Here is a 13,420-nt window from a genome sequence, read left to right as displayed (position 1 = left end):
ATGTAGAAACTTCTCATTTACGTGTGAATATATTGAAGATTTCGTTGGCAGCCTCATCAACAGACATGGCATCGTTCATCATTTCATCCAAGAGTCTGCCACACAATTGATCATCAAAATCTACATTGCTTTCATTTTGCGGCAGTAATGCATGGGCTTTTAATTGATCCTTGCTTTCAGAAGTCCAGTAATGCTCTTTTGCAAATGGATAGGTTGGCAAGCTGATACGGCGAGGTACCTTGCCAGTATAAAGTTTGTTCCAATCCAAATTTAGCCCTTTGGCCCACAGCTCCAGAAGCTTTGTATATTTCCTTTTGGAAATCCAATGTTCAATCAGTTGCTGCAGGTCTTCGTCCCCCGTAAAAATGGACAACGCTTCTTTGTTGCGCTTCACCTGACCTCTATACAGGTTGAGCATGTGGTGGCGTCCGGCCACAAATTCCTTTAATTTCTCCTCAAGATCTGTGATCGAATCCACAAGCATGGCTAGACGCTCCTCCATCGGTTCGCGTCCCACCTGGAGCGTATAGGCAATATCCAATATGCTGGCAGAGGATAACTGACCTTGAAGAGCCTCAAGCAGCTGTCGTCCTTTTTCCTTAAGCTGCTCCTCACTCTTGGCTGATAGCACGATCATGGCAGGTCCCTGAGAAGCAGATTCTATTCCTGATGGCTCCTGGACCTCGGGAATATACTCTTCAATCACGATATGAGCGTTGGCCCCTCCTGCACCGAAAGACGATATTCCAGCCCGTCTCGGATACTCTTCAGTGATTCCATCCGTTGTAATTACAGGTCTCTTCCATTCTTCTAGGCTCTGCTGAACGACAAAAGGAGTATTGGTGAAATGAATTTCAGGATTCAACTTCCTAGAATGTAAAGATGGTACTAATTGGCGATGCTTAAGCTGCAACAATATTTTAGTTACTCCTGCAATGCCTGCCGCGCTCTCAGTGTGACCAATATTGGATTTGACCGACCCTATGGCGCAGAACTGCTTGTCTTGTGTGAATTTCTCAAAAGCCCTGGTCAATCCTGCAATTTCAATAGGATCTCCCAAAGCCGTGCCGGTTCCATGGGCTTCAATATAACTGATGGTTCTTGCATCAACATTCGAACGCCGGAGTGCCGCCTCGATCAGTTGAGATTGAGCTTGAGGGCTAGGCACTGTATAACCACTGGTTTTACCTGAAGCATTGAGCATGCTCCCTTTGATGACACCATAAATATGATCACCGTCTGCAATGGCCTTCTCCAGCGGCTTTAACACGATAGCGCCGACGCCCTCCCCATCAACGAATCCATCCGCTTGGTCTCCAAACGACTTACATTCGCCACTTTTGGAAAGCATCGTCATTGCTGACAGCTTGATATAGTGGATTGGGTCTACGATCAAATTGACCCCCCCGACAATAGCGCACTCGCTGATACCGCTATACAGACTTTCCAAAGCTAGATGGATCGCCGTCAATGAGGAAGAACAAGCGGTATCGATGGTCATACTTGGACCTTGGAAATCCAAATGATAGGATATCCGATTGGAAATGGAATTGTATTGAGGTCCCAAACCGTAATTCCCATTCATTACGCCCGCAAATACGCCCACTTTTCGACTCTCACAAAGATTGGCAGGGGTATATCCGGCATCCTCAATACTTGCGTATGCGGCTTCCAGAAAGAGCCGTTCCTGCGGGTCCATAGTTTCAGCTTCTGCAGGAGAAATCTTGAAAAATAGCGGATCAAATAAATCAATTCCATCGATAAAGCCGCCTGATTTCGTATAGATGGTGCCTCGTTTTCCTTTTTCTTCGTCAAAGTAGGTCTTCCAATCCCAACGGTCTTTCGGAATTTCAGTGATGCAGTTTTTACCCTCTTTTAGGTTGTTCCAATATTCCTCTACATTACGAGCTCCTGGATAGCGCCCTGACAAGCCCACAATCGCAACATCTCTGATATTAGAGGAGTGCTCCTTCGGCTTCTCACCTTTGCTGACAGACGGCTTAAGGAAGCGTCCTTCCCGTACAAAGCTCATTGGGGCCATATCGATTACCTGTGGAGCGGGTACCTCTTCCACTCTGGAAGTTTCTTCGCTCATCTCTGTCTCCTTCATACCTACCAGCTTCTTCAACGATTCCCTTTGCGTTTGAAGCAGGTACGCTACCAGATCATCTATGGTGTTGTACTCAAAAAACAGGGTGCTGGCAAAATCCTCGATGACCTCACGCAAAACATTGGTGATTTGCACAACCAATATCGAGTCGATCCCGTACTCTTCCAGGGCAACCGTAGAGTCGATGCTTCCCGGTTCCATTTTTAGTGTTTCGCCAAGTAAATTTTTAAAGTAGGCCGTACTTTTGCTGCGCAGCACATTTTCTGATTCTGCCTGTACTGCCTCTCTTTTGGGCTGAGCTGATTGTTTCATTGATCCTGCTTCAACATTCCTATCCTCTATCAATATGGTTTTCTGCTTTGGCTGTCGCTTTTGCCGAACCAAGCCATCGCTTTGGGCTGCAACGATCTGCTGGCCCCAATCATGCGCCTCCTGCGCTGGGAAGAACGCTGTGTGAAAGCCTTCTTTGGCCAATACGCTTTTCCATACGTGAGGATACAGCCCAGGGCAGCCGGGAATACGCAATTCCGAATCCTCATAAGCCCACCAGCCATCCAGCAATCCGAAGGTAAGATGGGTAAACACACTGCTGCCCATGAGTTCATTTAACAGAAGCAGGCCGTTGCTTTTCAAAACCGCTTTCGCATTGCGCAATGCCTGGCGAATATCTTTTGCCGTATGAAGTACATTGGCAGCAATGACAATATCATATTTACCCGCATCAATACCTTGTCCAGCAATAGGTTCTTCCACATTAAATATTCGATAGCTGAGGTACGAATTGTCTGGCCCATACTCTTTTTCTGCGTGCATCAAAAAGGCCTTCGAAATATCGGTATAACAATATTCCTGAATGTGTTTGCGATATGGCCGTAATTTGAGAAATACGGCGCTGCTGGTTCCTCCGGTGCCTGCTCCGATTTCGACAATTCTGATTTCTGCAGCGGAGTTGTTCATAATTCTCTGCTGAACATAGGCGGCAATCGTATCGGAAAGAACTTCATTAAAATAGTCGGCGACCAGACTGTTCTTATAAATCCCTTCCACCAGCTCCATAGAGGATTTGGGGAACATGATTTCCGTGGCAGGACATTTGCCGGTAATAATTTCAGGCAAAGCCCGCAGCGTTGTCTCAACCAAATGTACCCTTGCTCGCATCTGCGGATATTTCAGCCATGTGTGCTTGTGCTCTTCCCATTCCTGCCAGACATCCTCTCTATAAGTCGAGCTGGAATCATTTCCACCTGTAAGGGCATCATTCATCCGTGCCAAAATCTTTACGCTCTCTCTTAGCCATTTGCCATATAACTCAGACAGCCCATGCTTATGTTTAAACTCGTCGACAGACTGACGATCTGTCCCTGACAGCCCCATAGACAAAAGTTGCCCCTGCATTAGTTTGCACAATAGGTGTTCCAATTCCCTTTCCTGCAGGCTGCCAGCATCCTCTGCCGCATAGTCCTCGGCAAACTGGACTTTTGATTTGATCATGGCAGCAATACTTTCTTGTATATCCCGAAGATCGGGATCCGTGTTGTGCGGGTACAGGTTAATGGCTTCCGCCGGATTAGTCCCTTCCAAATCTAGATGTTTTGTTGTTTTCATCAGCCCTACTTGATTCAGCGGGGAAGCAAGCAACGTCTCAAGTGCCTCCATCCCCTCTTGAGGCTCAATAAGTCCAACACCGATCTGCGCTAGTCTTGAGTAATTTTCCACCTCTTGCTGCCTGTCTTGGGAAGCATTGTTCTCGTCGTTCCCCCAGTATCCCCAGTTCATGACTTTCACCGGACAACGCCATTCCTGTGAGAGCCGCTGCGCAAACGCATCCTTAAAGGTACATCCAGCAGCATAGCTGCTTTGTCCTGGATTTTTTACATAGGCAATAATGGAAGAGAAAAACAACACGAAATCCAGCGATTCATTTTGGAAGACCTGAGCCATGCGTACACTGACATCGACCTTTGCCGAAAGCCCGGACCGGAGCCCTTCCTCCGTCAAGTCTTCCAATCCTTTCTCCAAAAAGGCAATGGCAGAGTGGACTACGCCGTTGATCTTGGAGTAACGCTGCTTTATCTCCTCATATGCTCCCTGCAGCGACCTTTCATCTGCTGCATCTGCCGTAATATAGCATGGAACAGGCCCGTGGCCTTTAAATTCGTCCAATTTAGCCTGGATGGATGCATCCTTTGGCCTTCTGCCTATCCACACCATCTGAGCCTGATAGGTCGAAGCCATATACTTGCTCCATGCCACTCCGATGTTGCCTGCACCACCGATAACCACATAGACGCCTCCGGTTTTGTACAGCGTCTGTCCTTTTGAGCCTGGAGTCTGTTTAAACGGAATCAGCTGCTGGCGATACCACTGCCCGCCTCTGAAAACCCACATCCGTCCCTGACGGTCTGAAGGCAGCGTAAATAGTTCGGATAACGGCCAGTCATAGTCGGATTGCAGGTCTATAATACGAACCTTCCAGTTCGGATATTCTTTGGCCATCGTGCCTACCAACCCATGGAAACTTGCGTGGGCCGGGTGGACTGTGTCGTCCTGATCGATCGACTGAGCCTGGGTGGTTATAGTTGTCCAGCCTAGTTTTTTCGTTCCATACCCCAGCAGGAGCAGCGCCTTGACCATTCTAAAGAAGAGCAAGACTCCTGGCTCCTGTTCCTCAATTAAGGATTCAGCAGTGACAGATTCGACAGAAATAGTAGGGGCAATCCACAAAATATGATCAACTGCTCCATATTCTTCGACCTTTGAGGCAACCGTTTCTATGGAATCCTGCGCCTGTAGCTCCAAAAAATGCGCCTTCGGATAATATTCCCGGATAGCCTGTCTATCTTTGTCTGTACCACCTGCAATGACCATTCGGTCTATCGACGATGGGAAAGCTGTATCTTTTTTAAGCGCAACCGGGTCCCATTTGGGGATGAGCATAACGGCTCCTACTAGCGGATCGGCGGCATGATCTCCTGCGACTACGCCTTGTGCATGCTCAGTGCGGATATCTCCGTCCAGCGCCCGGGTGGATAGTCCCGTTATTCTGACACAAACGCTCCCTTCCTCATCACATAAGTCGATATTGAGCTTCTGTACCTTGTCCTCTTTCTTGCTGCCCTCGCTGTATTGAATCAACGACCACATATTCTGGGTGCATCCCCCATGGATTTCGACCTCTTGAAGAGCGAATGGCATAGAAGGGGTATTTGGTACCTTGCTGTCCGGCAGCCCTCCATCTTGCCCCATGATTAATCCGATCGATGCATGCAAGGCCGCATCCATTAAGCTAGGGTGAAGAACAAAGCTGTCAGCCGAATCAGAGAGCATGGAGGGCAGTGCCAGCTTGACCAGTACCTTGCCCGGACGTGAGTACACTTTCTCCACACATTTGAAGGCTGGGCCGTAATCCATCCCGATTTTTTGGAAGATATCGTAGCAGCGCGCCCCCTCAAATCCGTGTGGATCAAATTCTGCCTGTAATGCCTCAAGGTTAAGCACTAGCTTTTGTTCCACGTTAAACTGCACCGCATTGCCCTGGCTGTGCACGGTATGTCCGATATTGCCTCCTTCTTGCTCACTATACACTTCAAAGCTGATTTTTCCGGCGTCTTCCAAGAATAGTCCGGTGTGTACTGAGAATGGCCGATCTTCCACCACAATTGGCCGAATCCAGTTTACATTTTTCAACCGGATTCCTGTTGCGCAGTTGTCCTCATCTCCTATAGAGCGTTCCACAGCCGCCCGCACCATCTCAAGATAAGCGACCCCTGGTAGAACCCGTTGGCCTTTTACCGTATGATCCCTGAGGAAAAACTCCTCGCCTGTAAACGTTGAGCTGAACCGCTGCTTCAAGAAGTTTGAAGTGTTGTGATGCAGTAAAGGTGACAAAAATGTAGACTGACCGAGAGCGGCTGTCATGCCATCGATCTTTACCTGGTTTACGGGCACCCAATAGCTTTCTCTGGCAAAAGGATAGGTTGGCAAACTAATCCTGCGAGGCTTCACTTCCCCATAAAGCCTGTTCCAGTCCAACAGCAATCCCGTCACCCAAAGCTCGGCGAGTTTTCCATATTTACCTTTGCTCACCCATGCACCTACCATTTTAGCCATATCCTCATCGATTTCCTGAGTGACCAATACTCCTTTGTTGCGCTTTACCTGTCCTCTATACAGCTCTTCGATACCTTCCTTTTCCAGCAGGAAGCTTTCCAATTTCCAATCCAGCTCTTGGATGGAGGTGGCAATGATCGCAAGCCGTTCTTCCATCGCTTCTCGTCCGATCTGCAACGTGTAGGCGATATCTGCGAGACCTATACGCGGGTCATTCAGCTCTCTGATGGCAGATAGCAATCTTTGGGCCTGCTCGTTCAGTCTTTCCTTGTTCTTGGCCGATAGCACAATCATGGCAGGATTAAGCGACGCAGGAGCAGCTTGCAGCTGAGCAGTCTCTGCTGGAATGTATTCTTCGATTACCACATGCGCGTTAGATCCGCCTGCCCCGAAGGCCGAAACTCCTGCCAGCCTTGGGTATTCCCTGATTTCGCCATCGATGGATACGACAGGTCTTTTCCATTCCTCTAATTCCTGCTGAACTTTAAAAGGGCTATCACTAAAATCGATATTGGGATTTAACTTGCTTGAATGCAGCGAAGGCACCAATTGTTTATTTTTCAACTGCAACAGCACCTTTGTCACCGCGGCAATACCAGCTGCGCTCTCACAATGTCCGATATTAGACTTGGCAGACCCGATTGAACAGAACTGCTTGTCTCTGGTATATTCCCGGAACACCTTTTGTAAGCCCGCAATTTCAATCGGATCACCCAGAGGAGTTCCTGTCCCATGCGCCTCTATATAGCTAATGGTTCTAGGGTTGATTCCAGCCTCCTGAATGGCCTGCCCAATCACGCTAGCCTGTGCGTTGGGGTTGGGTACGGTATATCCATTGGTCTTACCTCCGTGATTCACTGCAGTACCTTTTATGACGCCATATACCCGGTCTCCATCTGCTATAGCTTTGGCCAGCGGCTTGAGCAGCAAAGCCCCGACTCCTTCTCCTGGCACATATCCGTCACCCTGTCCGAAGCTTTCACACCGCCCATTGCTTGATGCAAAGCTTCCCTGTCCGAGTAGTAGATATTTGTTGGGATGGACAGAAACGTTAACTCCCCCTGCAACCGCCAGTTCACATTCTCCATGCTGCAACCCGTGACAAGCCATATGGATTGCTGTCAGTGACGAAGAGCACATGGTATCCACAGCGATACTTGGTCCATGAAAATTACAAAAATACGATACACGGTTGGCAACCGCCGAAGCATTCCCGAGAAGCCCGAGCATATTCCCTTTGGCTTGTTCCTGGGCTCCATAAAGCTGATATTCGTGATACATCACTCCGACATAAACGCCAACATTGCCTTCCATGCCGCCAAGTCCCCGGTCTGCACAAAGAGTTTCACGCGTATAGCCAGCATCCTCTATGGTTTCATACACGCATTCTAGGAATAGGCGCTCCTGAGGGTCCATCGTTTCCGCTTCTCTTGGCGAAATGTTGAAAAACAATGGGTCAAACCAGTCCACTCCGTCGATAAACCCTCCCCACTTGCTGTAGGTTTTCCCGGGCTTACCTTTAGTTTCATTAAAGTACAGGCTGTGGTCCCAACGCTCCTTGGGAATCTCAGTGATGGAATCCTTCCCATCCTTTAGGTTTTTCCAGAACTCGTCGATACCTGCTGCCCCCGGATATCTTCCCGATACCCCGATAATGGCAATGTCCAAGCCCTTCTTTTCCTGACGGGGCTGCGTACCTGTCGAGAGAGGCCATGTACGTCTGCGACCCGCAACTATCGGAGCCAAAGGCTCTATTGCTGCTTTTGCAGGTTCGTTCGCTACTTTGTGAGGAGCCGTATTTTTCTCCTGCGCTTTTAAAACGTCTACCAGCCGGCCGCGATGCGATTCCAGGAAATAGCCAGTTAATGAGCGGAGATTATGGTATTCAAAAAATAATGTCTTCGGCAGTGAGCCAAACGTTTTTTCCAATTCATTCGTGAGCTGCATGACCAATATGGAATCAATCCCATACCTGTCCATAGGCGCGTTTACATTTATACTTTCAGCTGGCAGCTTGATTACAGCCGAAAGCAATGTTTTCAAATAGTCTTCAGCTTTTTCTTTTAGCCATTCTTCGCCGATAACAGCGGCTTCCCCGTCTTCCAATCCGGAACGGTCTGAAATTTCTGTTCCTGAAGGCTGTCCCAGCAGGGCCGCCTTAATCGTTTGAGGATACCCTTCGATAACCATGACCTGGCTTTTACCGGAAGATAAGCCCTGATACAAAGCTTTTATTCCATTCTCTGTTTCCATGGCAATCATGCCCAGACCTTGCATCGCCTTTTCCGTTTCCCCATCGACATGCATGCCCCCGTCTTTCCACAACGGCCAGTTGATCGACAGCGTGTGCCCATGGCGCTGCTTGCCTGCCACCAAGGCATTTCGATAAGAAGCATAAGCATCCATAAAACCATTGGCAGCAGAGTAATCAATCTGTCCTACATTACCAAGACTTCCGGCGCCGGAAGAAAACAGGATAAAGAAATCGAGAGGCAGGGCTCTGCTGGCCTGATCCAGATGGATCAACCCTGAGACTTTGGGAGTCAGCACTTCTCTAACTTCTTCTATCGTCTTTTTGATGATGAAGTTGTCCCGTATCACTCCTGCTGTGTGCAAAATACCGTTAAGACCGCCAAATTCCTCGACGATGCCATCAATTAACTCGGTGACCGCTTCCTTTTGACCCACATCCACCTGTCTGTACTCTATATGACCTTCCCGCGCTTCCAATTCACTGAACAAGGACTGTTTATCCGCTGACAGAGGTGATCGTCCTGCCAGTACGACGGTGGAGTTTTTCACATTGCACACGATGTCTCTGGCAAAAATCAGTCCCAGACCGCCTAGACCGCCAGTGATGAGATAGGTCCCTCCATCTTTCCATGGCCGGACTGGATCTTCGCACAAGGTTTCAATTTCTTGCCACTTTAAAGCCTGTCGCTTGTCGCCATGATATCGTATCCGTTCGCTGTACTGGCTGTATCGGTTCTCTTGTAACTTTGCAATAATCCCCTCAGGGACATCTTTGGCATCAACCTCTAGCAGTTGACCCATGATACTCGGGTTTTCTTTTTGGGCGGTTTGCAGCATGGCAAAGAACCCGGAATAGACCTGTTGATCATTTCGGGCAGGGACTGCAATTTGCAGCAAAGTTTTTGGTTTGTGTATGTCCAGCATCATAGTTTGCAATTCTTCAAATATCTGAATAGTGTAGTCTTCAAACCGCGCATCCAAGTCAGCACTTGAGGACTGTAAAACAATGCAGCGAGTACCGTCCATGCGAGCTGCAATATCCTCCCCGGCGATACCTTCAAATTCGCACAGGATCACAATGTGCCGTATATCGTCGAACGCGTTCTCTCCTGCGGGGACTGCCTTCTCCTCCCAGACCGGCTCCAGCATGAGTGTGCCCACATGCTCAACGAAGTCTGCTTGCCCTACTCCTTCTTCCAGCTCTCTGGATGAGAGCCCTTTGAGCTGCACACAAATCTTTCCGGTCTCGTCACAGAGATCGATATGTACCATGCTCAATCCATTTAGTGTCTCCTCATTCGCTTGTCTGGAAATCCGGGCCCACATCACAGAAGTGCATTTTTCGAATATTTTCAGTTCGTGCAAGGCAAAGGGTACTGAGAGCTTTCCCTCAGGCACATGTTCTTCCCGATCCATCACCAAGCCGATTGTGGCCTGCAAGGCTGAATCCATCAAAGCCGGGTGCAATACAAATTCACTTTGGGTATGAGATACATTGGATGGAAGGGACAGCTTTGCCAGCACGTAATCCTTTCCCTGAAAGATGGTCTCTATTCCCCGATGTCCCGGGCCATAGTCTATTCCCATGGTTCTGAAAGCTTCATAGCATTGGCTTGAAGATAGTGAACTGCGAATACATTCTGCCTGTAAGACATTCAGGTCCAGATACTGCGACTCACCGCTTCTCTCCAACACAGCTATCCCCTGGCTGTGTATAATACCTTCGGCGTCTTCTTCCACTCTGCTATATATTTCAAACGCAATCGCTCCATCTTCCTGAGGATATAGGCTGGTGTGCACCCTGACTGGTTTGTTAGCTACAACGATGGGCTGAGCCCATACTACATTTTTCAGCTGTATATGAGTCTCACCCTCCATAATATCCCCCGCTGCTTCTTCTACGGCCGCTCGCACCATTTCAAGGTAAGCCACCCCGGGTAATGTCGGTTGGCCTAGGATTCGGTGATCCGCTAGGAAAAATTCCCGGCCTGTAAAGGTGGAGTCGTAGCGCTGCCCAGAGAGATCGGAAGTATTTTGATGCAGCAAAGGGTGGATTTGGGCGGCCATAGCCGGGTTTATATTCTCCTGCCCCATGTCTGTCTCAGACAACCAATAGCGTTCCCTCTCGAAAGGATAGGTCGGTAGACTGATTCGCTGAGGCTTAATTTCTCCATAAAGTGCGTCCCATTCAATACTTGCGCCATTGGCCCATAATTTGGCCACCTTATCAAGTCTTCTATTCTGAAGCCAGGTCCGAACGAGGGTCCCGGTGTCTTCGTCAGAATCAAAAAGTTCAATTCCGTCTCTAGCATCGTCTACCTGTCCGGTTAACACCTTATCCGATGAGTTTTCATTCACAAAATGCTCCAGCTCATCGATCAGATTTCCTCTTGAATCTGTCAAAAACGCGAGACGCCAGTTCATGGCCTCTCTGCCCACTTGAAGGGTATAAGTCAGGTCCGACAAATTAGCATTTTCGTGCAATTTAACAAAGTCCATCATGTCAGCTGCATAGGCTTTCAAGGCTTGTTCGCTTTTGGCAGACAGTACAAATAGCACTGGGTTGTCTTGATCGACTGGGTCCAGCTTCATCTCAGAGGCTACAGGCACATATTCTTCAATAACCATATGTGCGTTAGTGCCGCTAAACCCAAAAGCACTTACGCTTGCACGCCGGGGTGTCCCCGGTTTGGACTCCCACTTTTGTAGCCCGGTGTTAATGTAAAACGGGCTTTCCTCCAAAGAAATATGTTCATTTAAGGCTTCAAAATTGATGGTTGGCGGCAATTGCTGGTGTTTCATAGCCAGGAGCACTTTCATTACCCCGGCCACTCCGGCCGCAGTCAGCATATGTCCCATATTGCTTTTCAGCGATCCCAGCGCGCAATAGCCCTTTTTGCTCGTATAGGAACGGAAAGATTCGGTAAGTCCTTCCACTTCGATAGGATCGCCCAGCTTGGTGCCTGTCCCATGGGCCTCTACCAGAGAGATGGTTTCAGGATTAATATTAAACCGCTGGTAAACCTCTCTTTCGAGCGAAATCTGTGAATTTACACTTGGAGCGGTAATGCCGTTGGTTTTCCCATCCTGATTCATTCCCCAGCCCCGGATAACCCCATGGATGGAGTCCTTGTCCCTGATTGCATCAGAGAGCCGTTTTAATAAAACAACGCCAACCCCTTCTCCGGGGACAAACCCGTTTGCACGGGCATCAAAAGTAAAGCATCGTCCATCCTTGGACAGCATTCCTGCTTTGCTGGTCATAACATGCATCCCCGGTCCTACCATAACCATTACTCCGCCCGCCAAAGCAAGATCGCTTGTTTCTAAAACAAGGCTGTTGCAAGCTTCAGCAATAGCTACCAGAGAGGAAGAGCATGCGGTATCAATCGCCAGAGAAGGGCCCTTCAAATTCAGTAAATACGAAATCCGGGCCGATAAAATGGAAGGTGCTCCTCCCATAAGAACCTGCGCGTTCAACCCCTGTCCGCTCATGGACCTTCCATAATCACTAGCTGCACAACCTACAAAAACACCGCAACGGCTCCCCGACAGTGAGGCAGGATTTAAACCTGCATCTTCAATGCATTTCCAGCTACTTTCCAGAAATAGACGCTGTTGAGGATCCATCATCTCTGCTTCCGCAGGAGATATATTAAAGAACAACGGGTCAAATCGATCTATATCCTCTAGCACACCCATCCACTTGCTATAGGTTTTCCCCTCAACCTTGGGATCAGTATCATAATAATCATCAATGGACCAGCGTGTTGAAGGAATTTCCGATATACAATCCCTGCCCTGAGCCAAGTTATCCCAGAATTCAGTCAATGTTTTGGATTTGGGGAACTGCCCCGCCATGCCAATAATTGCGATCGAATCCTTCTCCTGACCATGCGGTATACGGGACACGTTTTTTTTCAGATCAGCCTGCTTGAGCGGTTTGTGCGTATCATCGCTATTCGACTGCTGTCCGTAGGCCGTTTGAATCCGTTCCTTGACCTCTTGCTGATTCACAAACGTTTTGTCCTGCATTTTTATTTCTTTTTCAATCGTAGCCGCCAGCTTTTCTCTTATCGGCTGAGCCATATGGTTTTTCAGCTCAATCAATGATTCTCTTGGCGATTCGGACAATTTTCTTGCCAGCTGCATAGCGTACGGTACCACTTCGTTTCTCGGCAGAACAGGAAAAGGAGTCCCTTTGGACTCCAGTTCTGAACCGCTATATCTAGTACCTGTGAATAAAATTTCCTGCGCCATGCTAACTCCGAATTTTTCAGGAAAAATGAGAGTTGAGCCCGCACCAGGAGTAAAGCCGTATTTCATAAAATTAGTGGTGTAGATGCTTTCTCTACTCATCACGATAAAATCGCAAAACATCCCCATGCACCAGCCTGCGCCAATCCCATGTCCCTGCATAGCGGCAATGACCGGTAGCTTGCAATCCAGTGCAATCTTGTAAACATTGGTATCGCTATATTTCGCCTTTCCCTCATGAATTGCCAGCAGTCCCTCCTGTGTACCTCCTGTGGCAAAGTAGGTGTCGTACCCCGTCAGAATCACAACTTTATAATTTTCGTTAGCCTGCACCGTTTCGAACGCCTGATTCAGGCCTATAATCAGTTCATTGGAAAATGTATTTTTGTGCACTGTATCCTTCATTGTTAACAGGACAATGCCATGCTCAAATTCCTGCAGTTGAACCACAGGCGGCACTTCCGTTTCGCCATTGCTCTCCTTTTCCGGTCCGTGAAAACTGCCCAATGGCTGTAGCGAAAGAGACAATTCCTCTAATAATGATTCCTCTGATCGAGCTGCCAATGATTCTTCCAAAGATTCATCCGAGAGCCCGCCCATAAATTGGAGCAATTGTTTTTCGGCATCTTCAGAATTTATTTCCCCTGTTTGTACCGCACGAAAAATATCTTTTGGATCCATAAAAATGCC

General features: G+C 48.3%; 1 protein-coding gene. It reads right to left on the bottom strand.

Annotated features, from left to right (window positions below):
- Positions 1-13: 13 nt before the first annotated feature.
- A complete protein-coding gene (locus tag C0638_RS17130) occupies positions 14-13,411 on the bottom strand; it encodes an SDR family NAD(P)-dependent oxidoreductase (RefSeq protein WP_102163662.1) in 13,398 nt (4,465 codons plus the stop codon).
- Positions 13,412-13,420 lie beyond the last annotated feature (9 nt).

Source organism: Paenibacillus sp. lzh-N1 (assembly GCF_002872435.1).
Lineage (GTDB): Bacteria > Bacillota > Bacilli > Paenibacillales > Paenibacillaceae > Paenibacillus > Paenibacillus polymyxa_C.
Note: the sequence above shows the minus strand (reverse complement) of the source record. Positions and strands in the feature narration are given on the sequence as shown.